18 protein-coding genes and 1 tRNA gene are annotated in these 25699 nt (G+C 71.1%); 11 read left to right on the top strand and 8 right to left on the bottom strand.

The genetic code is table 11. The annotated features are described in order from the left end of the window. Nucleotides 1-176: 176 nt before the first annotated feature. Nucleotides 177-2894, bottom strand: a complete 2718-nt coding sequence (gene polA / locus SMD11_RS24950) for a DNA polymerase I (protein WP_199843945.1) — start codon at nucleotides 2892-2894, stop codon at nucleotides 177-179. Nucleotides 2895-3076: 182 nt separating this feature from the next. Here polA and SMD11_RS24945 point away from each other — a divergent pair, with 182 nt between their 5' ends. The 7 genes from SMD11_RS24945 (at nucleotide 3077) to SMD11_RS24915 (ending at nucleotide 12195) form a co-directional block, all read left to right on the top strand. Continuing rightward, complete coding sequence (locus tag SMD11_RS24945; RefSeq protein ID WP_087928567.1) at nucleotides 3077-5365, top strand: FdhF/YdeP family oxidoreductase; 2289 nt, start codon at nucleotides 3077-3079, stop codon at nucleotides 5363-5365. 137 nt (nucleotides 5366-5502) lie between these two features. Further along, nucleotides 5503-5976 (top strand): PaaI family thioesterase, encoded by a 474-nt coding sequence (locus SMD11_RS24940; protein ID WP_087928566.1) that lies wholly within the window; start codon nucleotides 5503-5505, stop codon nucleotides 5974-5976. Nucleotides 5977-6425: 449 nt separating this feature from the next. After that, the gene (locus SMD11_RS24935) at nucleotides 6426-7643 is read left to right on the top strand and encodes a branched-chain amino acid ABC transporter substrate-binding protein (RefSeq protein WP_087928565.1); all 1218 of its coding nucleotides are present in this window, start codon (nucleotides 6426-6428) and stop codon (nucleotides 7641-7643) included. A gap of 151 nt (nucleotides 7644-7794) precedes the next feature. Next, nucleotides 7795-8724 carry a branched-chain amino acid ABC transporter permease gene (locus SMD11_RS24930; RefSeq protein ID WP_087928564.1) on the top strand — a complete coding sequence of 310 codons (930 nt, stop codon included), beginning with the start codon at nucleotides 7795-7797 and terminating at the stop codon, nucleotides 8722-8724. 5 nt (nucleotides 8725-8729) lie between these two features. Next, nucleotides 8730-10559: a branched-chain amino acid ABC transporter permease gene (locus SMD11_RS24925; protein ID WP_087930719.1), complete on the top strand. Its 1830-nt coding sequence runs from the start codon at nucleotides 8730-8732 to the stop codon at nucleotides 10557-10559. 5 nt (nucleotides 10560-10564) lie between these two features. Next, on the top strand, nucleotides 10565-11479 hold the full coding sequence (locus SMD11_RS24920; RefSeq protein WP_087930718.1) for an ABC transporter ATP-binding protein: 915 nt from the start codon (nucleotides 10565-10567) through the stop codon (nucleotides 11477-11479). After that, complete coding sequence (locus SMD11_RS24915; RefSeq protein WP_087928563.1) at nucleotides 11476-12195, top strand: ABC transporter ATP-binding protein; 720 nt, start codon at nucleotides 11476-11478, stop codon at nucleotides 12193-12195. The genes SMD11_RS24920 and SMD11_RS24915 overlap by 4 nt, the downstream gene beginning before the upstream one ends. 88 nt (nucleotides 12196-12283) lie before the next feature. On the opposite strand, the gene SMD11_RS24910 is transcribed toward SMD11_RS24915, so the two are convergent. Next, on the bottom strand, nucleotides 12284-12928 hold the full coding sequence (locus tag SMD11_RS24910; RefSeq protein WP_087928562.1) for an ANTAR domain-containing response regulator: 645 nt from the start codon (nucleotides 12926-12928) through the stop codon (nucleotides 12284-12286). 95 nt (nucleotides 12929-13023) lie between these two features. On the opposite strand from SMD11_RS24910, the gene SMD11_RS24905 reads away from it, so the two are divergent. Beyond that, nucleotides 13024-13098 (top strand) — tRNA-Leu (locus SMD11_RS24905). A gap of 117 nt (nucleotides 13099-13215) precedes the next feature. Next, the gene (locus SMD11_RS24900) at nucleotides 13216-13983 is read left to right on the top strand and encodes a helix-turn-helix domain containing protein (RefSeq protein WP_087928561.1); all 768 of its coding nucleotides are present in this window, start codon (nucleotides 13216-13218) and stop codon (nucleotides 13981-13983) included. Nucleotides 13984-13992: 9 nt separating this feature from the next. Here the strand turns inward: SMD11_RS24900 and pyk are convergent, their stop codons facing one another. Then, entirely contained in the window at nucleotides 13993-15417 is a 1425-nt protein-coding gene (gene pyk, locus SMD11_RS24895) for a pyruvate kinase (protein WP_087928560.1), read from the bottom strand. 122 nt (nucleotides 15418-15539) lie between these two features. After that, nucleotides 15540-16277, bottom strand: a complete 738-nt coding sequence (locus tag SMD11_RS24890) for an SIMPL domain-containing protein (protein WP_087928559.1) — start codon at nucleotides 16275-16277, stop codon at nucleotides 15540-15542. Nucleotides 16278-16405: 128 nt separating this feature from the next. Here SMD11_RS24890 and SMD11_RS24885 point away from each other — a divergent pair, with 128 nt between their 5' ends. Beyond that, nucleotides 16406-18211, top strand: a complete 1806-nt coding sequence (locus SMD11_RS24885) for a bifunctional metallophosphatase/5'-nucleotidase (protein ID WP_087928558.1) — start codon at nucleotides 16406-16408, stop codon at nucleotides 18209-18211. On the opposite strand, the gene SMD11_RS24880 is transcribed toward SMD11_RS24885, so the two are convergent. Continuing rightward, nucleotides 18167-19684 (bottom strand): lysine N(6)-hydroxylase/L-ornithine N(5)-oxygenase family protein, encoded by a 1518-nt coding sequence (locus SMD11_RS24880; protein WP_087928557.1) that lies wholly within the window; start codon nucleotides 19682-19684, stop codon nucleotides 18167-18169. The genes SMD11_RS24885 and SMD11_RS24880 overlap by 45 nt on opposite strands. A 500-nt stretch (nucleotides 19685-20184) precedes the next feature. On the opposite strand from SMD11_RS24880, the gene atpF reads away from it, so the two are divergent. After that, nucleotides 20185-20739 (top strand): F0F1 ATP synthase subunit B, encoded by a 555-nt coding sequence (atpF, locus tag SMD11_RS24870; RefSeq protein ID WP_087928556.1) that lies wholly within the window; start codon nucleotides 20185-20187, stop codon nucleotides 20737-20739. Nucleotides 20740-20894: 155 nt separating this feature from the next. Here atpF and pepN read toward each other — a convergent pair whose 3' ends face one another. The 3 genes from pepN to SMD11_RS24855 form a co-directional block, all read right to left on the bottom strand. Beyond that, nucleotides 20895-23855 carry an aminopeptidase N gene (pepN, locus tag SMD11_RS24865; protein ID WP_087928555.1) on the bottom strand — a complete coding sequence of 987 codons (2961 nt, stop codon included), beginning with the start codon at nucleotides 23853-23855 and terminating at the stop codon, nucleotides 20895-20897. A gap of 234 nt (nucleotides 23856-24089) precedes the next feature. Continuing rightward, nucleotides 24090-24395 carry a chorismate mutase gene (locus SMD11_RS24860; RefSeq protein WP_087928554.1) on the bottom strand — a complete coding sequence of 102 codons (306 nt, stop codon included), beginning with the start codon at nucleotides 24393-24395 and terminating at the stop codon, nucleotides 24090-24092. 11 nt (nucleotides 24396-24406) lie between these two features. Beyond that, complete coding sequence (locus SMD11_RS24855) at nucleotides 24407-25306, bottom strand: helix-turn-helix transcriptional regulator (RefSeq protein ID WP_087928553.1); 900 nt, start codon at nucleotides 25304-25306, stop codon at nucleotides 24407-24409. Nucleotides 25307-25699 lie beyond the last annotated feature (393 nt).

The raw sequence follows: 25699 nt of genomic DNA, 5'->3' as shown, positions 1-25699 counted from the left end.
GCGACGGTGCGGCCGGCCGGCGGGCGCACGGCCCCGCACAGCCGCGAGACGTACGCGCCCGGGAACGTCCGGGCTCAGGCGCGGGCCGGCCCAGGAACGCACAGCCCCAGGCGCACGCCGACCCAGGAACGCACAGCCCCAGGCACATACCGGCCCAGGAACATAGGGCGCCCAGCTCAGTGCGCCGCGGACTCCCAGTCCGCGCCGACGCCCACCGAGACGTCCAGCGGCGCGCGCAGCGACACCGCGCCGGCCATCTCCCGGCGGACCAGCTCCTCGACCCGCTCCCGCTCGCCCGGCGCGATCTCCAGCACGATTTCGTCGTGCACCTGGAGCAGCATCCGCGAGCCCAGGCCCGCGGCCTCCAGCGCCTGGCCCACCCGCAGCATCGCGACCTTCACGATGTCGGCGGCCGTGCCCTGGATCGGGGCGTTCAGCGCCATCCGCTCGGCCATCTCACGGCGCTGGCGGTTGTCGCTGTTGAGGTCCGGGAGGTAGCGGCGGCGGCCCAGCATCGTCTCCGTGTAACCCGTGGCACGGGCCTCCACGACCACCCGCTGGAGGTAGTCCCGCACCCCGCCGAACCGCTCGAAGAAGGTGTCCATCAGCTTGCCCGCCTCGGCGGGAGCGATGTTGAGCTGCTGCGAGAGACCGAACGCCGACAGGCCGTAGGCCAGCCCGTACGACATGGCCTTGATCTTCCGGCGCATCTCCGGGTCGACCTCGCTCTTGGCGACGCCGAAGACCTGGGAGGCCACCGTGGTGTGCAGGTCCTCGCCGGAGGCGAACGCCTCGATCAGGCCCTCGTCCTCCGAGAGGTGGGCCATGACGCGCAGCTCGATCTGGCTGTAGTCGGCGGTCATCAGGGACTCGAAGCCGGACCCGACGACGAAGCCGCGGCGGATGGCCCGGCCCTCGTCCGTCCGCACCGGGATGTTCTGGAGGTTCGGGTCCGTGGACGACAGCCGGCCGGTGGCCGCCACCGTCTGGTTGAACGTGGTGTGGATCCGGCCGTCGGGGGCGATCGCCTTGATCAGGCCCTCGACCGTGGACCGCAGCTTGGCCTGCTCCCGGTGACGCAGCATGATCACCGGGAGTTCGTTCTCCGTCTGGGCGGCGAGCCAGGCCAGGGCGTCGGCGTCCGTGGTGTACCCGGTCTTGGTCTTCTTCGTCTTCGGCAGGCCCAGCTCGCCGAAGAGCACCTCCTGGAGCTGCTTGGGCGAGCCCAGGTTGAACTCGCGGCCCGCGGCGGCGTGCGCCTCCACGACGGCCTGCTGCACGGCGGCCGCGAACTGCTGCTCCATCCGCTCCAGCCAGCCCCGGTCCGCGGCGATGCCCGCCCGCTCCAGGCGGGCCAGCAGCGCGCTCGTCGGCAGCTCGACATCGGCGAGCAGCTCGGCCGCGCCCACCTCCGCGAGCCGGCCCGTGAACGCCTCGCCCAGGTCGAGCACCGTACGCGCCCGGCCCATCAGGGCATCCGCCTCGGCCTGCTCGTCGGCGCCGAAGGCCAGCTGACCGTCACCGGCGGCGGCCGTGGCCAGCTCACGGCCCAGGTACTCCACCGACAGCGCGTCCAGCTCGAAGGAGCGGCGGCCCGGCTTCACCAGATACGCGGCCAGCGCCGTGTCCATCGTGACGCCCTCGACCGTCCAGCCGTGCTCGGCGAAGACCCGCATGGCCGACTTCGCGTCGTGCATCACCTTGGCCCGGCCGGCGTCCGCGCTCCACGCGGCGAACGCCCGCTCGTCGGCCTCGTCCAGCTCGGCGGGGTCGAACCAGACGGCCGGGCCCTCGCCCGTCGCCAGCGCGATCTCGGCGACCCGGCCGCTGCCCTGCGCCCAGGAGTCGACCACCGCCACGCCCAGCGGGCCCGCGGCGTGCCCGGCCAGCCACGGCGCGAGCTCCCCCGCGCCCAGCACGGCACCGTCCACCTCGGCCCCGGCGGCCGGCGGCGCCTCCTCCGCGGCGGCCTCCCCGCCCGGGTCGGCGGCCAGCAGCCGGTCCCGCAGACCCTGGTTGCGGATCTCCAGGCCCTCCAGGAACGCGGTCAGCGCCGTGCGGTCGTACGCCACCCGGGCCAGGCCCTCCGGGCCCACCGGCAGCGCCACGTCCCGCACCATCTCGGTGAGGCGGCGGTTGAGCTTGACGGCCTCCAGGTGGTCCCGGAGGTTCTGCCCGGCCTTGCCCTTGACCTCCTCGACCCGCTCCACCAGCTCCGCGAACGAACCGAACTGATTGATCCACTTCGCGGCGGTCTTCTCGCCGACGCCCGGGATGCCCGGGAGGTTGTCCGACGGGTCACCGCGCAGCGCGGCGAAGTCCGGGTACTGCGAGGGGCTCAGGCCGTACTTCTCCTGGACCTTCTCCGGCGTGAAGCGCGTCAGCTCCGAGACACCCTTCGTCGGATAGAGCACCGTGACGTCGTCGGAGACCAGCTGGAAGGAGTCGCGGTCACCCGTGACGATCGAGACGTGGAAACCCGCCGCCTCGGCCTGCGTGGCCAGCGTGGCGATCACGTCGTCGGCCTCGAAGCCGTCGACCGCGAAGCGCGGCACCTTCATCGCGTCGAGCAACTCGCCGATCAGCTCGACCTGGCCCTTGAACTCGTCGGGCGTCTTGGACCGCGTCGCCTTGTACTCGGGGAACTCGTCGGAGCGCCACGTCTTACGGGAGACGTCGAACGCCACCGCGAAATGCGAAGGCTTCTCGTCACGCAGCGTGTTCGCCAGCATGGACGCGAAGCCGTACACCGCGTTCGTCGGCTGGCCGGCCACCGTCGTGAAATTCTCCGCGGGCAGCGCGAAGAACGCCCGGTACGCCATGGAGTGCCCGTCCATCAGAAGCAGGCGGGGGCGACCTCCCTCCGCTGCCTCGGTGCCGGTCTCTGCGCTCATCTTCGTTCCCTTCGCTGCCACGCCCCCGATCCTGCCACGGCCCACTGACAATCCGGGCCACACCGCCCTGGCCACCCACCCTCCCGGGGAGCCCGCGGGCGGCCCCGTGACAGGATCGGCACCGCATACACGAGCACGCCCGCACCGACCGTTTCCGAACCGACCGCTCAAAGGGGAGCGAGATGGCAGCCAAGCCGCCGACAGGCGATCCGGTCCAGGACGCACCCGACGTCACCGCCCCGCAGCACGCCGCGGCCGGCCTGCCGGCCATCGCGCACACGCTGCGCATCGCGCAACAGCAGATGGGCGTCCGGCGCACGGCCCTCACCCTCCTCAAGGTCAACCAGAAGGACGGCTTCGACTGCCCCGGCTGCGCCTGGCCCGAGCCGGACAAGCGGCACGCCGCGGAATTCTGCGAGAACGGCGCCAAGGCCGTCGCCGAGGAAGCCACCCTGCGCCGCGTCACCCCCGACTTCTTCGCCGCGCACCCCGTCTCCGACCTCGCCGGCCGCAGCGGCTACTGGCTCGGCCAGCAAGGCCGGCTCACCCAGCCGATGTACCTCGCCGAGGGCTCCGACACCTACGAGCCGGTGTCCTGGGAACGGGCCTTCGACATCGTCGCCGACGAGCTCACCGCGCTCTCCTCCCCCGACGAGGCGGTCTTCTACACCTCGGGCCGCACCAGCAACGAGGCCGCGTTCCTCTACCAGCTCTTCGCCCGCGAGTTCGGCACCAACAACCTGCCGGACTGCTCCAACATGTGCCACGAGTCCTCCGGCTCCGCCCTTACGGAGACCATCGGCGTCGGCAAGGGCAGCGTCCTCCTGGAGGACCTCTACAAGGCCGACCTGATCATCGTCGCCGGCCAGAACCCCGGCACCAACCACCCCCGCATGCTCAGCGCCCTGGAGAAGGCCAAGGCCGGCGGCACGAAGATCATCACGGTCAACCCGCTCCCCGAAGCGGGCATGGAACGCTTCAAGAACCCCCAGAACGCCCGCGGCCTCGCCGCCGGCGGCACCCCGCTCACGGACCTCTTCCTCCAGGTCCGCCTCGGCGGCGACCAGGCCCTCTTCCGCGCCCTCAACAAGCTCGTCCTGGAGACCGAGGGCGCCGTCGACACCGCCTTCGTCGAGGAGCACACCCACGGCTTCGAGGAGTTCGCCCGCGCCGCCCGCGCCGCCGACTGGGACGAGACCCTCCGCGCCACCGGCCTGACCCGCGAGGAGATCGAGGCCGCCCTCGCCATGATCCTCGCCTCCCGCCGCACCATCGTCTGCTGGGCCATGGGCCTCACCCAGCACAAGCACGCCGTCCCCACCATCCGGGAGGTCGTCAACCTCCTCCTCCTGCGCGGCGACATCGGCCGCCCCGGCGCCGGCGTCTGCCCCGTCCGCGGCCACAGCAACGTCCAGGGCGACCGCACCATGGGCATCTTCGAACGCCCCGCCCCCGCCTTCCTCGACGCCCTGGAGAAGGAGTTCGGCTTCGCCCCGCCCCGCGAGCACGGCCTGGACGTCGTCCGCGCCATCCGCGCCCTCCGCGACGGCGAGGCGAAGGTCTTCTTCGCCATGGGCGGCAACTTCGTCTCCGCCACCCCCGACACCGACGTCACCGAGGCCGCCGTCCGCCGCGCCCGCCTCACCGTCCACGTCTCCACCAAGCTCAACCGCTCGCACGTGGTCACCGGCGCCCGCGCCCTCATCCTCCCCACCCTCGGCCGCACCGAGCGCGACCGGCAGGCCGCCGGCGACCAGTTCGTCACCGTCGAGGACTCCATGGGCATGGTCCACGCCTCACGCGGCCGGCTGCGCCCCGCGAGCCCCGCCCTCCTCTCCGAGCCCGCCATCGTCTGCCGCCTCGCCCGCCGCGTCCTCGGCACCGCCAGCGCCACCCCGTGGGAGGAGTTCGAGAAGGACTACGGCACCGTCCGCGACCGCATCGCGCGCGTCGTCCCCGGCTTCGAGGACTTCAACGCCCGCGTCGCCCGCCCCGGCGGCTTCACCCTCCCCCACGCCCCCCGCGACGAACGCCGGTTCCCCACCGCCACCGGCAAGGCCAACTTCACCGCCGCCCCGGTCGAGTACCCGCGCGCGCCCGAAGGCCGGCTCCTCCTCCAGACACTCCGCTCGCACGACCAGTACAACACCACCATCTACGGCCTCGACGACCGCTACCGCGGCATCAAGAACGGCCGCCGCGTGGTCCTCGTCAACCCCGACGACGCCCGCGAACTCGACCTCGCCGACGGCTCGTACGCCGACCTCGTCAGCGAGTGGACGGACGGCACCGAGCGCCGCGCGCCCGGCTTCCGCGTCGTCCACTACCCCACCGCCCGGGGCTGCGCCGCCGCCTACTACCCCGAGACCAACGTCCTCGTCCCCCTGGACCACACCGCCGACACCAGCAACACCCCCGCCAGCAAGTCCCTGGTGATCAGGGTGGAGCCGAACCGGCCCGGGTCCGCCTGACCCCCGGCCCCGGGCGGGGCCCGGAGCCGTCCGGGCACCACCCCGACCGGCCGTCAGGCCTGTTCACCTGATAAGACGTTCACCAGCGTTCAAGGAAACGTTCAGCACGCAACGAGCAAGGACGATCGGAGCACGTCATGGGTGAGCAGACCGGGACCACGTTCCCTCAGGAGGTCCTGGACCAGTGGACGGGCAGCGGGCTGGACCTGCCCGCCCTGTTCTCCGCCGGGCACCTCGGCGAGCGCATGAGCGTCCGGGTCGTCGAGGCCTCGCCCGACCGCGTGGTCGGCACCATGCCCGTCGAGGGCAACACCCAGCCGTACGGGCTGCTGCACGGCGGCGCCTCCGCCGTGCTCGCCGAGACCCTCGGCTCCGTCGGCGCGATGCTGCACGGCGGCCCCGGCCGGATCGCCGTGGGCGTCGACCTCAACTGCACCCACCACCGCGGCGCCCGCTCCGGGCTGGTCACCGGCGTGGCCACCCCCGTGCACCGGGGCCGCTCCACCGCCACGTACGAGATCGTCATCACCGACGAGCAGGGCAAGCGCGTATGCAGCGCCCGCCTCACCTGCCTCATCCGTGACACCGACGAGGGCCGCCCCACCAGCTGAGACCCTCCTCGCACGTCACCGTGCGTGACATCGCCATGAAGCGGCGGCCGGGATTCCACATTCCCGGCCGCCGCTTTCGCGATCTTTCCGGCCACCCGGCGACCGCGCGACGATCACGACACCCGGCCCACGCCCCGCGCCACCCCCGACGCATTAGCGGAACTACACCTTCCCGACCACCTGATGCCTGATCCCTCCCCAAACACCCGGACTGTCCGATCACCTTCACTACACAGAAGTCACTGGAGTGACCTACGCCATAACAAGACAGTCACATCATGGCCAGCACCTCTGCCCCGCGCCGCCGCACACCCTTAGAGTCACGGCCAGTCACGACCCGCCGGGCGGCCCGCACGCCACCACACCGTCCCGCACCGCCCGGCACGCGCCACGGCACCTCAGCAGAGGGGGCCTCGCCAGGGAAGGGAATCACCGTGCGACACCGTTCCTTGCTCATCCTCACCACCGCGCTCACCACCGGGGCCCTCACCCTGAGCGCCTGCGGATCGCGCGACGACAAAGGCGACGACGGAAACACCGAAGGCAAGAAGACCACCGTCGTGATCGGCCTGGACGCCCCGCTCACCGGCGACCTCTCCGCCCTCGGCCAAGGCATCAAGAACTCCGCCGAACTCGCCCTGAACAACGCCAACAAGACCAAGGAAGTCCCCGGCGTCACCTTCGAGTTCCGCGCCCTCGACGACCAGGCCCAGCCCACCTCCGGCCAGCAGAACGCCACCAAACTCGCCGGCGACAAACAAGTCCTCGGCATCGTCGGCCCGCTCAACTCCAGCGTCGCCCAGTCGATGCAACAGGTCGCCCAGTCCAACAACATCGCACTCATATCCCCCGCCAACACCACCCCCGACCTCACCCAGGGCAAGGACTGGAAACAGGACAAGCGCAAACGCCAGTTCAGCACCTACTTCCGCACCTCCACCACCGACGAGGTCCAAGGCTCCTTCGGCGGCAAATACGCCTACGAGAACATCAAGGCCAAGACCGTCTACGTCATCGACGACCAGAAGACCTACGGCGTCGGCCTCGCCGCCGCCTTCTCCGCCAAATTCACCGCACTCGGCGGCAAGGTAGTCGGCACCGAACACGTCAACCCCGAGGACCGCGACTTCAAGGCCATCGTCTCCAAAGCCAAGACCGCAAACCCCGACCTCGTCTTCTACGGCGGCGAATACCCCGCCTCCGCCCCCCTGAGCCAGCAACTCAAGGACGGCGGCGTCAAAGCCCCCCTCATGGGCGGCGACGGCATGTACAGCGGCGACTACATCACCCTCAACAAGAAATCCGCCGGCGACTACGCCACCTCCGTCGGCAAACCCGTCGAACAACTCGACTCCGCCAAGAAGTTCATCGCCGACTACAAAACCGCCGGCTACAAAGACCGCTACGAGGCCTACGGAGGCTCCACCTACGACGCCACCTGGGCCCTCGTCCAAGCCGTCAAAGCCGTCACCACCGCCAACGACGGCAAACTGCCCTCCGACGCCCGCGCCAAAGTCGTCGACGCCCTCAACAAAGTCAAATTCGACGGCGTGACCGGCCCCGTCTCCTTCGACAAATACGGCGACACCACCAACACCCTGATCACCGCCTACCAGGTCGACGCCAACCAGTGGAAATCCCGCTACAGCGCCGAATACAAGGGCTGACCCCGCCGTCCCGGCCGTACGGGCCACCTCCCCGTACCGCCCCGCACCACCCCACCATCGACGGCCGCGCCGCGCGGGCGACCCCACAGGCGACCCCGCACGGCCCCCGGGACCGGTCCCCCGCACCCCTTCCACCCACGGAGGCCCAGCGGTGCACGAACTGCCGCAACAGCTGGCCAACGGACTCATCCTCGGCGCGATGTACGGACTCATCGCGATCGGCTACACGATGGTCTACGGCATCGTCCAGCTCATCAACTTCGCCCACGGCGAGATCTTCATGGTCGGCGGCTTCGGCGCCCTGACCGCCTACCTCACCCTCCCCGACGGCACCGCCCTCGCCCTCGCCCTCCCCCTCATGGTCCTCGGCGGCGTCCTCGCCTCCGTCGCCATCGGCGTCGCCGCCGAACGCTTCGCCTACCGCCCCCTGCGCGGCGCCCCCCGCCTCGCCCCCCTCATCACCGCCATCGGCCTCTCCATCGCCCTCCAGCAAGCCATCTGGAAGTGGTACCCCGACGCCAAGAAAGCCCGCGTCTTCCCCCAGTTCAAAGGCGAATCCCTCGACATCCTCGGCGTCACCGTCCAACGCGGCGAACTCTTCCTCCTCGCCGCCGCACCCCTCTGCATGCTCGCCCTCGGCCTCTTCGTCGCCCGCACCCGCACCGGCCGCGGCATGCAAGCCACCGCCCAGGACCCCGACACCGCCAAGCTCATGGGCATCAACACCGACCGCATCATCGTCATCGCCTTCGCCATCGGCGCCGCCTTCGCCGCGATCGCCGCCGTCGCCCACGGCCTCAAATACGGCCAGGTCGACTTCCGCATGGGCTTCATCACCGGCCTCAAGGCCTTCACCGCCGCCGTCCTCGGCGGCATCGGCAACATCTACGGCGCCATGCTCGGCGGCGTCGTCCTCGGCGTCGCCGAAGCCCTCGCCACCGGCTACATCGAGGAGATCCCCGGCATGACCCAGTTCGGCGGCGGCTCCTGGAAAGACGTCTGGGCCTTCGTCCTCCTCATCCTCGTCCTGCTGCTCAGGCCCCAGGGCCTGCTCGGCGAACGCGTCGCGGACAGGGCGTGACCACCATGCCGGACCAACTCCTGCGCCTCCCCGCCGCCCGCGCCCTCACCCTCACCGGCGCCGCCCTCACCATCCTCTCCACCTTCCTCGCCTGGACCTGGACCACCGCCTTCCCCGGCAACCTCACCGTCAACGGCTACCCCGGCGGCCTCCAGACCATCACCCTCACCGGCGGCATCCTCACCCTCCTCCACGCCCTCGCCGGACACCACATCCGCGGCCTCCGCTGGCTCGCCCCCGCCGGAACCACCGCCCCCACCGTCCTCCTCGCCCTCGGCACCCTCGCCACCACCTGGTACACCCTCGGCGCCATCACCACCGACCTCGGCGGCCTCGCCCACCTCGAACCCGGCGCCTACGCCGCCGCGGCCGCCACCCTCCTCACCCTCGCCGGAGCCCTCGCCCTCCCCACCGACCGGCAGAACACCGAAACCACCAACCACACGGGAAACACCGAAAGCAACGGCAGCACCAACAGCACAGACACCCCAACCACCCCAGAAACCCACCCCAACGCCTGGCGCCGCTTCCGCCACACCCTCACCACCGGCCGCGCACCCCGGCCCACCCCACTCCCCACCTGGGCCGAAATCCTCGTCATCGCCGCCGCCTTCGCCCTCGGCCTCGCCGTCTTCACCTACGGCATCGACACCGAATACGGCGAACTCTTCGTCGGCTACCTCCTCCTCGCCGTCTTCACCCTCACCGCACTCGGCCGCTCCGGACTCACCTCACGCCTCACCACCCTCACCGCCAAACACCGCAACATCACCCTCGCCGCCGCGTTCACCGCCGCCGCCTGCTTCCCCTTCCTCCAGACCAACGACGCCTACGCCAACCTCGCCACCAGCATCCTGATCTTCGCCACCGTCGCCCTCGGCCTCAACGTCGTCGTCGGCCTCGCCGGCCTCCTCGACCTCGGCTACGTCGCCTTCCTCGGCGTCGGCGCCTACGCGGCCGCCCTCGTCTCCGGCTCCCCCGAATCCGCCGTCGGCGTCCACTTCCCCTTCTGGGCCGCCGTCCTCACCGGCATCGGCGCCTCCCTCGTCTTCGGCGTCCTCATCGGAGCCCCCACCCTCCGCCTCCGCGGCGACTACCTCGCCATCGTCACCCTCGGCTTCGGCGAGATCTTCCGCATCACCATGCTCAACCTCAACGGAAAAACCGGACCCGACATCACCAACGGCTCCATGGGCATCCCCAACATCCCCGAACTCGACCTCTTCGGCTTCGACTTCGGCCGCACCCACGACATCCTCGGCATCCCCATCGGCCGCTTCGGCAACTACTACCTCCTGATGCTCCTCGCCACCCTCCTCGTCGTCCTCGTCTTCCGCCGCGCCGCCGAATCCCGCATCGGCCGCGCCTGGGTCGCCATCCGCGAGGACGAGACCGCCGCCACCGCCATGGGCATCAACGCCTTCCGCCTCAAACTCCTCGCCTTCGCCCTCGGCGCCGCCCTCGCCGGACTCGCCGGCACCGTCCACGCCCACGTCATCACCACCGCCACCCCCGACCAGTACCAGTTCGCCGGCACCGTCCCACCCAACTCCGCCTTCCTCCTCGCCGCCGTCATCCTCGGCGGCATGGGCACCATCAGCGGACCCGTCGTCGGCGCCGCCCTGCTCTACCTCATCCCGAACAAGATGGACTTCATGCAGGACTACCAGCTGCTCCTCTTCGGCCTCGCCCTCATCCTGCTGATGCGCTTCCGCCCCGAAGGCATGGTCGCCGACCGCAGGAAACAGCTCGAATTCCACGAGACCGGGCAACTGGACGTACCCGAACAAGGCCTCCCCGACGGGGCGGTCGGCGTCACCAAAGCGGAGGCGTGACCGCCATGACCACCACCGCGACCACACCCGCCCCCACACCCACCGACGGCACCCCCGTCCTCACCGCCACCGGCGTCACCATGCGCTTCGGCGGACTCACCGCCGTACGCGCCGTCGACCTCACCGTCTCCACCCAGGAAATCGTCGGCCTCATAGGCCCCAACGGCGCCGGCAAAACCACCTTCTTCAACTGCCTCACCGGCCTCTACATCCCCACAGAAGGCACCGTCACCTACCGCGACACCGTCCTCCCACCCAAACCCCACCTCGTCACCAAAGCCGGCATCGCCCGCACCTTCCAGAACATCCGCCTCTTCGCCAACATGACCGTCCTCGAAAACGTCCTCGTCGGCCGCCACACCCGCACCCACGAAGGCCTCTTCGCCGCACTCCTCCGCACCCCCCGCTTCCACCGCGCCGAAACCGCCTCCACCCACCGCGCCATGGAACTCCTCGACTTCACCGGCCTCGCCCCCAAAGCCGACCACCTCGCCCGCAACCTCCCCTACGGCGAACAGCGCAAGCTGGAGATCGCCCGCGCCCTCGCCAGCGACCCCGGCCTGCTCCTCCTCGACGAACCCACCGCCGGCATGAACCCCCAGGAGACCCGCGCCACCGAGACCCTCGTCCGCGCCATCCGCGCCCAGGGCACCGCCGTCCTCGTCATCGAGCACGACATGCGCTTCATCTTCAACCTCTGCGACCGCGTCGCCGTCCTCGTCCAGGGCGAGAAACTCGTCGAAGGCACCTCCGACGTCGTCCAAGCCGACGAACGCGTCGTCGCCGCCTACCTCGGCACACCCTTCGAGGGCGCGCCGGGCCAGGAGGAACTCGCCGAGGTCGAGGCCGCGGAGGCCGGAGCGGGCACGGGCACGGGCACGGTCGGCGAAACCGGCGCCCGGACGGAGGAGGACCGATGACCGCCCCCCTCCTGGAGGTGGCGAACCTCCGCGTCGCCTACGGCAAGATCGAAGCCGTCAAAGGCATCTCCTTCACCGTCGAGGCCGGCCAGGTCGTCACCCTCATCGGCACCAACGGCGCCGGCAAGACCACGACCCTCCGCACCCTCTCCGGCCTCCTCAAACCCCTCGCGGGCACCGTCCGCTTCGACGGCCGGCCGCTGGCCGGCGTCCCCGCCCACAAGATCGTCGCCCTCGGCCTCGCCCACTCCCCCGAGGGCCGGCACATCTTCCCCCGCCTCACCATCGCCGAGAACCTCCAGCTGGGAGCCTTCCTACGCAAGGACGGCGCGGCCATCGACCGGGACGTCCGGCACGTCTACGAGCTCTTCCCGATCCTCGGCGAACGCGCGAAACAGGCCTCCGGCACCCTCTCCGGCGGCGAGCAGCAGATGCTCGCCATGGGCAGGGCCCTGATGTCCCGCCCCAAGCTCCTCATGCTCGACGAGCCGTCCATGGGCCTCTCCCCGATCATGATGCAGAAGATCATGGAGACCATCACCGAGCTCAAGGCCTCCGGCACCACGATCCTGCTCGTCGAGCAGAACGCCCAGGCCGCGCTGTCCCTGGCCGACCACGGCCACGTCATGGAGACCGGCCGCATCGTCCTGTCCGGGACGGGCACGGACCTGCTCCACGACGAGTCGGTGCGCAAGGCGTACCTGGGCGAGGACTGAGCGGCGGGCCGCGCCCCGGAACGCGCGCAAGGGGCCCGCGTCCGGTTTGCGGACACGGGCCCCTCCGTGATGTCACACGCTCCGGGCGCTACCCCTTCGCCTTCTTCTCCGCGGCGTCCTCGATGACCGCCTCGGCGACCTGCTGCATCGACATGCGGCGGTCCATCGACGTCTTCTGGATCCAGCGGAACGCGGCCGGCTCCGTCAGCCCGTACTGGGTCTGGAGCACGCTCTTCGCCCGGTCCACGAGCTTGCGCGTCTCCAGCCGCTGCGAGAGGTCGGCGACCTCCTGCTCCAGGGCCTTCAGCTGGGTGAACCGCGAGACGGCCATCTCGATGGCCGGGACGACGTCGCTCTTGCTGAACGGCTTCACCAGGTACGCCATGGCACCGGCGTCCCGGGCCCGCTCCACGAGCTCGCGCTGCGAGAAGGCGGTGAGCATCAGCACGGGCGCGATGGAGTCCCCGGCGATCTGCTCGGCGGCGGAGATCCCGTCGAGGACGGGCATCTTCACATCGAGGATGACCAGGTCGGGCTTGTGCTCCCGCGCCAGCGCGACGGCGGTCTCACCGTCCCCGGCCTCACCCACGACGGAGTAGCCCTCCTCCTCCAGCATCTCTTTGAGGTCGAGCCGGATGAGGGCCTCGTCCTCGGCGATCACGACGCGGGTGGTGTGCGGAGGGGTGTGCGGCTGCTCGTCGTCGACGGGCGGCGTGGGCTCGGCGGCGGTCACGGGTCTCCTCATCCAGGGCAGGTGGTGCCCCATGAGCCTACCTAGTCCGGTATGTTTGAGCAGCGGAGGGGTATACACTCTCCTTGGATTGCAAGGCCCCGGTAGCCCAATTGGTGAGAGGCAATGGATTCAAAACCCATCCAGTGTCGGTTCGAGTCCGACTCGGGGCACTCCACCTTCAAATCGAAGGTTCGCTGAGAATCCAACCGTTGGCGATCTTCACTCGCCTCGGTGAACATGGCTTCGATTCCACCCATGGCGGCAGGGAATCAGCCAAGCTCACGAACGTGTACGACAACGCAACGCGTCAACGTGCTCTCGCGCTCGTCCGCCAAGGCCGCAGCCTCAACTCCGTGAGCAAGCAGACCGGCATATCCCGTCACGCGATCCGCAGCTGGCAGGAGAGACTCACCCCCCTCACCCGTACGACCGAGTGTTCGGTGTGCGACGCCGGGCAGCCGCCTACGGACCACGCCGCCTACGTCTACTTACTGGGCCTCTATCTTGGTGACGGCTGCCTGAGCGCCGGACGGCGCGGCGTCTATGCCTTACGTATCGCGTGCGCGGACGCGTGGCCCGGCCTCATCAAGTCCTGCCGGGACGCCATGGCGAGCGTTCGTCCGGCGAACAAGGTGTGCGTCATCCGCAAGCAGGGCTGCGTCATGGTGACGAGTTACAGCAAGCACTGGCCCTGCCTGTTCCCTCAGCACGGGCCCGGGAAGAAGCACGAGCGTCCGATCGCCCTCGCCCCCTGGCAGCGGGACCTCGTGGACAGCCACCCCTGGGAGTTCATCCGTGGGCTCATCCATTCCGACGGCTGCCGCATCACCAACTGGACCGTCCGCCTCGTGGGCGGTGAGCGGAAGCGCTACGAGTACACGAGGTACTTCTTCACGAACAAGTCCGACGACATCCGCGATCTCTACTGCGAGACCCTCGACAAGGTCGGCGTCGAGTGGAAGATGACCCGCCGCGGCAAGGACCCCTTCAACATCTCCGTGGCCCGCCGCGACTCCGTCGCGCTCATGGACCTCTGCGTCGGCCCCAAGCACTGACCACCTCCCTCACTCCTCCCCGATGTGGTGCACCCGCACAAGATTCGTCGTCCCCGCCACCCCGGGCGGCGACCCCGCCGTGATGATCACCATGTCCCCCTTCCGGCAGCGACCGATCCGCAGCAGGTACTCGTCCACCTGATCCACCATCTCGTCCGTCGTCTGCACCATCGGCCCCAGGAACGTCTCCACGCCCCACGTCAGATTGAGCTGCGAGCGCGTCGCCGGCTCGGGCGTGAAGGCCAGCAGCGGGATCGGTGAGCGGTACCGCGAGAGGCGGCGGACGGTGTCACCGGATTGGGTGAAGGCGACCAGGTACTTGGCGCCCAGGAAGTCGCCCATCTCGGCTGCGGCGCGGGCGACGGAGCCGCCCTGGGTGCGGGGCTTGCTGCGTTCGGTCAGTGGGGGGAGGCCCTTGGCGAGGACGTCCTCCTCGGCGGCGGCCACGATGCGGCCCATGGTCTTGACCGTCTCGACCGGGTATTTGCCCACGCTGGTCTCGCCGCTCAGCATCACCGCGTCCGTGCCGTCGATGACGGCGTTGGCGACGTCCGAGGCCTCCGCGCGGGTGGGGCGGGAGGCGTCGATCATGGAGTCCAGCATCTGGGTGGCGACGATCACCGGCTTGGCGTTGCGCTTGGCGAGCTTGATGGCCCGCTTCTGGACGATCGGGACCGTTTCCAGGGGCATTTCGACGCCGAGGTCACCGCGGGCCACCATGATCCCGTCGAACGCGTCGACGATGCCGTCGAGGTTCTGGACGGCCTGGGGCTTCTCGATCTTGGCGATGACGGGGAGGCGGCGGCCCTCCTGGTCCATGACGCGGTGGACGTCGCGGATGTCGGCCGCGCTGCGGACGAAGGAGAGGGCGATGATGTCGGCGCCGGTCCGGATCGCCCAGCGGAGGTCTTCGACGTCCTTGTGGGAGAGGGCGGGGACGGAGACGGCGACGCCGGGGAGGTTGAGGCCCTTGTGGTCGGAGACCATGCCGCCCTCGATGACGATGGTGCGGACGCGCGGTCCGTCGACCTCGGTGACCTCAAGGGTGACGCGGCCGTCGTCGACGAGGATGCGCTCGCCCTTGGTGACGTCGGCGGCGAGGCCGTCGTAGGTGGTGCCGCAGGAGTGGCGGTCGCCCTCGGCGCCCTCCTCGACGGTGATGGTGAATTCGTCGCCGCGTTCAAGGAGTACAGGACCTTCGCGGAACCTGCCCAGGCGGATCTTCGGACCTTGAAGGTCGGCGAGGATGCCGATGTTGCGGCCGGTTTCGTCGGCCGCCTTGCGTACGCGCTGGTACCGCGCCTCGTGCTCGACGTACGTGCCGTGGCTGAGGTTGAAGCGGGCGACGTCCATGCCGGCTTCGACGAGTGCCTTGATCTGCTCGTACGAATCGGTGGCGGGTCCCAGGGTGCAGACGATTTTCGCTCGGCGCATGGCACGACCTTATGACCTACCGGCGGGTAGAGAATTGGCCGCCGCCAACTGCCCAACGTCCGTTTGGTAAAAGCTTGTTGACATCTACTGAAACGTGCGCGGGGGTGCTCCGATGAGCGCTTTCAGAGGGCCGGCGGGGTCATCGTCAACCGGGCGTTGACCTGTGCGTAGACGGTCTGGCGCTGGGGTTCGAGATCGAGTGCGGGGGCGGCTTCCGGGGCTCCGCCGAAGCCGGCCGCGCGGGACATTCCCACGACCGGGGGCATACCGCCGAAGGAGGCGTTCTCCGCGCCTTCGTCGGCGAGCTCCAGGAGGGCGACCAGCCGGGCGCCGAGGGCGTCGGCGTATTCGCGGGCGCGCCGCACGGCGTCCTGTACGGCCTGCCGGCGGGCTTCGCGGTGGGCGGGTGAGTCGGGGCGCAGGGCCCACCAGGGGCCGTCGACGCGGGTGAGGTCGAGGGCGGCGAGGCGGGTGGTGAGTTCGCCGAGGGTGGTGAAGTCGCTGAGGGTGGCGGTGTGGTGGACGGTGCCGTGGTAGGCGCGGACGCGTTCGCCGCGGCTCTTCTCGGAGAGCTGGGGGGTGAGGGTGAAGGTGCCGGTCTCGATGCGTTCGACGGCGTCGCCGGTGGTGGTCTTGAGGAGGTCGAGGACCTGGTTGTTGCGGCGGGTGAGGTCGGTGAGGGTGGTGTCGCGGTCGGTGTTGCGGGCGGTGACGGTGATGCCGAGGTGGGCGATCTCGGGGTCGACCTCCAGGCGGGCCTCGCCGCGTACGGCGATGCGGGGGTGTTCGGGGGTGCCGTAGGGCAGGGGCTGGGGGGCGTGCTGGGGTGTGGGCGGGTGTGTGGGCTCGGGTGTGGTCATGGGGTCATGGTGGCAGCCGGGCCGGTCGCCCGGGAGTCACCGGATCGCAACCTTGCGGGGGTGTTGTGGGCGGGGGTGCCGCGGTCAGAATCTACGCGCGTTGTCAGTCACTGGAATGGGGAGATGAAGTGCCGCTGAACCGGAGAAACTTTCTGGGGCGTACCGCCGCGACGGGTGCGGGGGTCGCGCTCGTGGGCTCGGTGGGGGTGGTGGGGGCCGGTCCGGCCGCGGCGCTCGGGTCGGACCGTGGGAAGCGGCGTTACGCGTTCACGGTGATGGGGACGACGGATCTGCACGGGAACGTCTTCAACTGGGACTACTTCACGGATGCGGAGTTCGACGACAAGGCGCACAACGATGTGGGTCTGGCGAAGATATCGACGCTGGTGAATGAGGTGCGGGAGGCGAAGGGGCGGCGGAATACGCTGCTCATCGACGCGGGCGACACGATTCAGGGTACGCAGTTGTCGTACTACTACGCCAAGGTGGATCCGATCACGCGGAAGCACGGTCCGGTGCATCCGATGGCGCAGGCGATGAACGCGATCGGTTATGACGCGGCGGCGCTGGGGAACCACGAGTTCAATTACGGCATACCGGTGCTGCGGAAGTTCGAGGAGCAGTGTGATTTTCCGCTGCTGGGGGCGAACGCGCTGGATGCGAAGACGTTGCGGCCGGCGTTCGCGCCGTATGTGATGAAGCGGGTGCGGACGCCGTTCGGCCGTGATGTGAAGGTGGCGGTGCTGGGGTTGACCAACCCGGGGATCGCGATCTGGGACAAGGCGAATGTCCAGGGGAAGATGACGTTCCCGGGGTTGGAGGAGCAGGCGGCGAAGTGGGTGCCGCGGCTTCGGTCGATGGGCGCGGATGTGGTGATCGTGTCTGCGCATTCGGGTTCGAGCGGTACGTCCTCGTACGGTGACCAGTTGCCGCATGTGGAGAACGCGGCGGCGCTGGTGGCGGAGCAGGTGCCGGGTATCGACGCGATTCTGGTGGGTCACGCGCACACGGAGATTCCCGAGTACCGGGTGGTGAACAAGAAGACGGGCAAGGAGGTCGTGCTTTCGGAGCCGTTGAAGTGGGGGCAGCGGCTGACGTTGTTCGACTTCGGTCTGGTGTGGGAGCGGGGTTGCTGGCGGGTGGAGTCGGTGTCGGCGAAGGTGCTGAATTCCAATACGGTGCCGGAGGACAAGAAGATCACCGGGTTGCTGCGCGATGAGCACGAGAAGGTCGTGGCGTATGTGAATCAGGTGATCGGTACGTCGACGGCGGCGATGGGTGCGGCGGAGGCTCCGTTCAAGGACACGCCGATCATCGATTTCATCAATCATGTGCAGGCGGAGACGGTGCGGGGGGCGCTGGCGGGGACGGCGTACGCGTCGTTGCCGGTGCTGTCGCAGGCGTCGTGCTTCTCGCGTACGGCGGCGGTGCCGGCGGGCAGGGTGACGATCCGTGAGGTGGCGGGGCTGTATCCGTTCGAGAACACGCTGGAGGCGCGGGTGCTGACGGGTGCGCAGCTGCGGGAGTATCTGGAGTTCTCGGCGCGGTATTACGTGCGGACGCCGGCGGGTGGTGCGGTGGATCCGGCGAAGCTGACGAACGCGGAGGGCATTCCGGATTACAACTATGACGCGGTCAGCGGCCTCTCCTACGAGATCGACATCGCGAAGGCGCCGGGGGCGCGGGTGACGAAGTTGTCGTTCGACGGGAGGCCGCTGGATGACGCGGCGCAGTTCGTGCTGGCGGTGAACAATTACCGGGCGAGTGGTGGGGGGAATTTCCCGCACATCGCGCGGGCGAAGCAGGTGTGGGCGAATTCGGAGGAGATCCGTAACACGATCATCTCGTGGGTGAAGGCCCAGGGGTCGATCGATGTGGGCCGGTTCGGGTCAGTGGACTGGAAGCTGACGCGGGATGGTGCGCCGGTCTTCTGATGAGGTGCGCTGGGGTCGTGGCTGTGGTCGCGGTTCCAGTCCGAAGGTGGTGAAGGCGGTCCGCTCCGGGAGGGGGTAGACCGTCTTCTTCATGAGGGCGTTGAGGATGACGGCGCTGCGCCAGGCGGCGAGGCCGAGGTCGGGGGTGCCGACGCCGTGGGTGTGCTGTTCGGCGTTCTGGACGTGGACGGCGCCGGTGACGAGGGGGTCGAGGACGAGGCGGTGGTGTTCGTCGATCCGGGGGCGGTCGCTGTGGTCGCGGCGGATGTAGGGGTCGAGGGCGGCGAGGAGGGTCTCGGTGCGGCGTTCGCGGTAGCCGGTGGCGAGGACGACGGCGTCGGTGGTGATGCGGGAGCGGGCGCCTTGCTGGGCGTGTTCGAGGTGGAGTTCGACGCGGGTGGTGCCGACGCGGCCGGCGGTGCGGACGAAGACGCCGGGGGTGAGGACGGTGTCGGGCCAGCCGCCGTGGAGGCTGCGGCGGTAGAGCTCTTCGTGGATGTCGGAGAGGGTGCCGGCGGCGATGCCGCGGTGGAGTTGCCACTGCTGGGGCAGGAGCTGGTTGCGGACGGATTCGGGGAGGGCGTGGAAGTAGCGGGTGTAGTCGGGGGTGAACTGTTCGAGGCCGAGCTTGCTGTATTCCATGGGGGCGAAGGCGGGGGTGCGGGCCAGCCAGTGGAGTTTCTCGCGGCCGGCGGGGCGGTTGCGGAGGAGGTCGAGGAAGACCTCGGCGCCGGACTGGCCGGATCCGATGACGGTGATGTGGTCGGCGGCGAGGATGCGCTCGCGGTGGTCGAGGTAGTCGGCGGAGTGGATGACGGGGACGGTGGGGGCTTCGGCGAGGGGGCGGAGGGGTTCGGGGATGTGGGGGGTGGTGCCGACGCCGAGGACGAGGTTGCGGGCGTAGGCGCGGCCGAGGGCTTCGGCTTCGCCGTCGGCGTCGAGCTGGGTGTAGTCGATCTCGAAGAGGTTGCGTTCGGGGTTCCAGCGGAGGGCGTCGATCTGGTGGCCGAAGTGGAGGTCGGGGAGGGATTGGCTGACCCAGCGGCAGTAGGCGTCGTATTCGGCGCGCTGGATGTGGGAGCGCTCGGCGAAGTAGAAGGGGTAGAGGCGTTCCCGGGTCTTGAGGTAGTTGAGGAAGCTCCAGGGGCTGGTGGGGTCGGCGAGGGTGACGAGGTCGGCGAGGTAGGGGACCTGGAGGCTGGTGCCGTCGATGAGGAGGCCGGGGTGCCAGCGGAAGGTGGGGGTCTGGTCGTAGAAGGCGGTGCGGAGGCCGGGGATGCCGTGGGCGAGGGCGGCGAGGGAGAGGTTGAAGGGGCCGATGCCGATGCCGGCGAGGTCGAGGGGCTGGTCGGGGGTGGTGCGGGGGCCGTTCGCGGGGGTGGTGTCGGGGTGGGTGCCGGTGCCGGAGGTGGAGCCGTTGGGCGGGGTTTCGGGGGTGCCGGTGGTGTTGTTCGGTGGTTTCGGGGCGCTCATCGGGGTGTTTGGCCTTTCTTGTGGGGGGTGGTCGTGGTGGGGCCGGCCGGGGTGCCGGTGCGGAGGGGCCGGGCGCCGGAGGGAGCTCGTGCGGGCGCGCCCGGGGCTCTGAGGGGGCCGGGGCCGGTCCGGGGGCCGTGGGGCCGGGCGGGGGCGGTGGAGGCCCGTACGCGGGCGGTGGCGCCTTCCGGGGCGGGCGGGGAGCGGTGGCGGCGGGTGGAGGTGGCACCGGGGGCACCGCCGGTGGGGGCGGCGGTGTCGGGCGTAGGCATGGGGATGCCCCTTTTGGGTTGACTCGCGAGGTGCGCTGGGCGGATGCGGCACGGTCCACGTGGGCTCTGGTGAGCGCTAATTGCACCAAGTTACCGACGCCGTACGTTCGGTGACCTGGGTCGGCGAGGGTTTCCCTCGATGGGGGGACCGCCCTGCGGCGGCGGTGCTCCGGGTCTGCTAAAGGGGTGCGGGGCGACTCAGCGCGCCGCGTCGACTAATCTGCACCCATGGCCATGAACTTTCTCGCTCTCGACGTAGGGCCGCTCAAGCCCGAGCCGGCGCCGCTCGTCCTCGCCGCCGTCCTCTTCTTCCTGCTCTTCGCCGTGATGGCGAAGGTCCTGCTGCCCCGGATCAACAAGGTCCTCGTCGAGCGCGAGAAGGCCACCGAGGGGCGTTTCGACGAGGCGGAGGCGACGCGTGCCGAGGCGGCCCGTGTCCACGCCGAGTACCAGGAGCTGCTGGCGGAGGCCCGCCACGAGGCCGCGCGCCTGCGCCAGGAGTCGGTCGAGCAGGGCACGGCGATCATCGCCGAGCTGCGCGCCGAGGGTCAGCGCCAGCGCGAGGAGATCATCGCCGCGGGTCACGCCGTGATCGACGCGGAGCGCGCGGTGGCGGAGGCCGAGCTGCGCGAGCAGGTCGGCGTGCTGGCCACGGAGCTGGCCGGCCGTGTCGTGGGTGAGCCGGTCGCGGACTTCGCGCGGGACAACGGCGTGGTCGACCGTTTCCTGGAGGAGCTGAAGACGGCGGAGCCGTCCGATGTGACGGGTGAGAAGCGGGCCTGACGCCTGCGGCTGTTCGTTCGTGCGGCGAGGCCCCCGGAACCTTGAAGGTTCCGGGGGCCTCGCCGTTTCGTGTGCGGGGGTGGGGCCATCTGTGGGGCGGCTCGGTCTCCTGCCCGCGACCGGGGGCAGGCCCCGGTCCCCCCGGTGCGCCCCGGCTACCCCTGGGCCGCCCTGATCCGCAGGGCGCGGTCGAGGTCGTCCAGCTGGTCGGCGAGCTTGCGGCGGAGGGCCGGTGTGGGGCCGTCCGTGCGGAGGCACTCCTCGCCCAGTTCGCGGGTGCGCTCCTCGACGAGGACGTACGGGAAGCCGTGGCCGCCGGCGAGCGAGGCGAGGGCGGGGCCGCGGCGGGTGGCGAGGGCGACGGCGGCGGGGTGGTAGCGGTCGCGGTACGGGCGTACGAGATCGAGCTGCTCGGGCTGCCAGAAGCCCTGGGCGGTGGCGGTGAAGAGGTAGTTCGAGAGGTCGTCGCGCCCGTACATGGCCTGCCAGGCGGCTTCCTTGGCGGCGGCGTCGGGCAGGGCCGCGTGGCAGCGGGCCGCGCCTTCCCGCCCGGTGGCGCTGGGGTCGCGGGCCAGCTCGGCGTCGAGGGCGGCGGGGGTGGTGGCGCCGAGGACGGCGAGGCGGTGCAGGATCCGCCAGCGCAGCTCGGCGTCCCCGGCGGGCCCGCCGGGGACGGTGCCCTCGCGCAGCCAGGCGTGGAGGGTGCCGGGGTCGGTGGCGCTGTCGACGAGGGTGCGGACGGCGGTCAGGCGGATGCCCTGGCTGTCGCCCCCGGCCGTGCTCTCCGTGCGGGCGAGGACGTCGCGGCAGAGGTCGGCGAGGAGGGCGAGGGCGGCGGGCCGCGCGGCCGGGAAGACGTAGCGGTCGGCGATCTGGTGGCGGGCGAAGGCGAGCACGCCCCCGGTGATCGCGGTGTCCGTCTCGTACGGGAGGTGGGCGCGGGCGGCGTCGAGGTACGCGGCGGGGGCGAGCTCGCCGTCGCGGACCATGTCGCGGGCGGCGTTCCAGAGGACGGCGCGGCCGAGGGCGTCCGGGAGGCCGGAGAGGGCGCGCAGGGCGGTGTCCCAGGAGGCCGCGTCGAGCCGGACCTTGGCGTACGTGAGGTCGCCGTCGTTGAGGAGCAGCAGGTCGGGCCGCCGGCCGGGGAGCTCCAGGGTGCGGGTGCCGCCGCCGGCGGGGAGGTCGGTGGCGACGCGGTCGCGGAGGAGGAGCGCGTGGTCGTCGCCGGGGGCGGTGTCGTAGAGGCCGAGGGTCAGGTGGTGGGGGCGGGTGCCGTCGTGGCGCAGGGCGAGGCGCCAGGTGCCGTCGGTGGTGGCGGGCGGGCCGGGGGGCGTGGTGAGCGGGGTCGCGGCGGCGCCCGCGGGCTCGGCTGCCGGGGTCGCGTCTGCGGGCGGGGTGGGATCCGAAGCGGTGGCGCCCGCGGCAAGCGGGGTCGCGGCGGGAACGGCCTCGGTGACACCTGCCGGCGGGGTGGCACCCGAAGCGGTGACGCCCGCGGCGAACGGTCCCGCGGCGGCGCCCGCGGGCTCAGCTCCCACGGAGGGACCGGCCGCGGTGGTGCCCGCCGGCGAGGTGGCGTCCGAAGCGGTGGCGTCCTCGGCGAACGGCGTCGCGGCAGCCCCGGCGGGCCGCGTGGTCGCGGCGCCCGCGGGCTCGGCCGCCGGGGTCGCGCCCGTCGCGGTGACGCCCGTCGCGCCGCCCGCGGCGGCCTCCCGTGTGGCGGCCGTGGGCGCCGGTTCCTCGTCCCGTGCGTCGACGCGCGGGGTGAGCGTGTCGACGCCGCTCGTGCGCAGCCAGGTGTCGGCCCAGGTGTGGACGTCGCGGGTGGAGGCGCGGGCGAGGGAGTCGAGGAAGTCGGCGAGGGTGGCGTTGCCGAAGCGGTGGCGGGTGAAGTGGTCGTTGATGCCGGCGAGGAAGTCCTTCTCGCCGAGCCAGGCGACGAGCTGGCGGAGGGCGGAGGCCCCCTTCGCGTAGGAGATGCCGTCGAAGTTGAGGAGCGCGGAGGCGGTGTCGTGGACGGCGCCGGGTTCGGGGGCGACGGGGTGGGTGGAGGGGCGCTGGTCGGCGTCGTAGCCCCAGCCCTTGCGGGCGACGGCGAAGTCGGTCCAGGTGCCGGTGAAGCGGGTGGCCTCGGAGAGGACCTGGTAGCCCATGTACTCGGCGAAGGACTCGTTGAGCCAGATGTCGTCCCACCAGCGGAGGGTGACGAGGTCGCCGAACCACATGTGGGCCATCTCGTGGGCGATCACGACGCCGCGCGTCTGGCGTTCGGTGTCGGTGACGGCGGAGTGGAAGACGAACTCGTCGCGGAAGGTGACGAGGCCGGGGTTCTCCATGGCGCCTGCGTTGAACTCGGGGACGAACGCCTGGTCGTAGGAGTCGAAGGGGTACGGCTCGTCGAAGATCTCGTGGTAGCGGTCGAAGCAGCGGCGGGTGATGTCGAGGATCTCCTCGGCGTCCGCGTCGAGGTGGGCGGCGAGGGAGCGGCGGCAGTGCAGGGCGAAGGGCAGGCCGGCGTGCTCGGTGCGGACGGAGTGCCAGGGGCCCGCGGCGAAGGCGATGAAGTAGGTGCTGAGGGGTTGGGTGGTGGCGAGCCGCCAACGGCCTTCGGCGGGGTCGCCGACGCGTTCGGCGACGGCGTTGCCGAGGACGGTCCAGGCCGGGGGCGCGGTGACGGTGGCGTCGAGGACGGCCTTGAGGTCGGGCTGGTCGAAGGCGGCGAAGACGCGCTGGACGTCTTCGAGGAACGCCTGGGTGTAGAGGTAGGTCTCGCCGTCGGCGGGGTCGGTGAAGCGGTGCATGCCCTCGCCGGTGCGGGAGTAGCGCATGTCGGCCTCGACGCGCAGTTCGTGCGTGCCGGGGGTGAGGCCGGTCAGGGGCAGGCGGTTGTCGTCGAGGGCGGCGGGGTCGAGGGGCCGGCCGTCGAGGGTGGCGCGGTGCAGGGCCGCCGGCCGGAGCTCGACGAAGGTGTCGCCCGCCTGGCGTGCGGTGAAGTGGATGACGGTGGTGGAGCCGAAGAGCTCGTCGCCGCGGGTGAGGTCGAGGTCGACCTCGTAGCGGTGGATGTCGAGGAGCAGGGCTCGGGTCTGCGCTTCTTCGCGTGTCAGTACGGGCATGGGGCCATGCTGCCGTACCGCTCGGCGCGGGCCCATGGGGTTTCGGGGCGAGGGGGGCTGCCCGGCGCGGTACGGGGCTCCGCCGCGGGACCGGTCCTCGATGACGGGCCGAGGGTGGTCGCCCGGACCGGGCGGGTCCGCTCCCGTGGGGATGAGCCGACGGGAGTGGAACCGGCCTGTCCGGTGAGGGGGCGCGCTCGCGTGAGTGACGTCGAAGGCGTCCCGGGGCTCCGCCTACGCGCGGGCGATCGTCTCGTGGTGGCGGATGACCTCGGCGATGATGAAGTTGAGGAACTTCTCCGCGAACGCCGGGTCCAGCTTGGCGTTCTCCGCGAGTTCGCGCAGCCGGGCGATCTGGCGGGACTCACGGGCGGGGTCGGCGGGGGGCAGCTTGTGCGCGGCCTTGAGGTGGCCGACCTGCTGGGTGCATTTGAAACGCTCGGCGAGCATGTGGATCACTGCGGCGTCGATGTTGTCGATGCTGTCGCGCAGTCGGGTCAGCTCGGCCGTCACGGACTCGTCGTTGGCACTGTTGCTCATGGTCACCGAGCCTATGCGGAAGTGCGAGGTCCGATGACCGGAGGGTGGTCCGGATCGGGGATCCGGTGGCTCCAGCCGCCGGGGACGGCGGCGCCCTGGCGGGCGCGGAAGCGGACGGGGGCGGTGCCGACGCGGCGGGTGAAGAGGCGGCTGAAGTAGGCGGGGTCGTCGTAGCCGACGCGGCGGGCGACGGCGGCGACGGGCAGCTCGGTGGCGGCGAGGAGTTCCTTGGCGCGGCCGAGGCGGATGCCGAGGAGGTAGTCCTTGGGGCTGCATCCGGCGCCCCGGCGCACGGCGGCGCGCAGTTCGGCCGGGGTCATGCCGTGGCGGGCGGCGTGCTGGGCGACGGAGAGCGGCAGGAAGGCGTCGCGGGCGAGGGCCTGGAGCACGGGGTCGGCGGCCGGGCCGGTGCCGTGCGGGCCGGTGCGGGCGTGGCGCAGGGCGACGAGGAGTTCGTGCACGGCGGCGGAGGTCTCGATCTCCAGGAGGGGGTTGCCGTGCCGGGCGGCGCGGGCGATGCGGTGGACGGCGGCGCGGGCGGCGGTGGTGTCGGTGAGGGGGACGAGGGGGCGGTGGGGTTCGATGCAGCCGAGCTCGGTGTAGGCGGTGACGGCGGGCCCGGTGAAGTCGACGAAGCTCTCGTCCCAGCCCCGGCCGGGGGCGGCGCCGTAGTGGTGGGGGATGCCCGGGGTGAGCCAGAGGAGCGCGGGGGCGGTGACGGTGTGCGTACGTCCGTCGGGGGTGCGCAGCCAGCCGCTGCCCGCGCTGATGACGACGGCGACGTGGTGGTCGAGGGTGCGGGGGCCGACGGCGGGGAGGGCGCCGTGCTGGAGGCCGACGCCGAGGCAGACGAGGCCGAGGCGGTGGTGGACGGGGGCGGGGGTGAAGTAGCGCATCCAGGTGCGGAACACGTCCGATGCTCTCGCACGGACGTGCCCCGACACCAGGTGGCCTCGCGGCCGGCGGCCGTCGTCCCACGGCGGGCATACCCGTGGGGGCACACCCCCGGCCCCACCGAGCCCTGGCCCCGATCCCGGTACCGGCCACGCCACCGGGCCACGCCACCGGGCTGGGCCTCCGCTCGGGCTCCCGGCTCCCGGCTCCCGGCTCCCGGCTCCCGGCTCCCGGCTCCCGGCTCCCGGCTCCCGGCTCCCGGCTCCCGGCTCCCGGCTCCCGGCTCCCGGCTCCCGGCTCCCGGCTCCCGGCTCCCGCTCCCGGCTCCCGGCTCCCGGCTCCCGGCTCCCGGCTCCCGGCTCCCGGCTCCCGGCTCCCGGCTCCCGGCTCCCGGCTCCCGGCTCCCGGCT

This window comes from Streptomyces albireticuli (assembly GCF_002192455.1).
Taxonomy (GTDB): Bacteria; Actinomycetota; Actinomycetes; order Streptomycetales; family Streptomycetaceae; genus Streptomyces; species Streptomyces albireticuli_B.
Note: the sequence above shows the minus strand (reverse complement) of the source record. Positions and strands in the feature narration are given on the sequence as shown.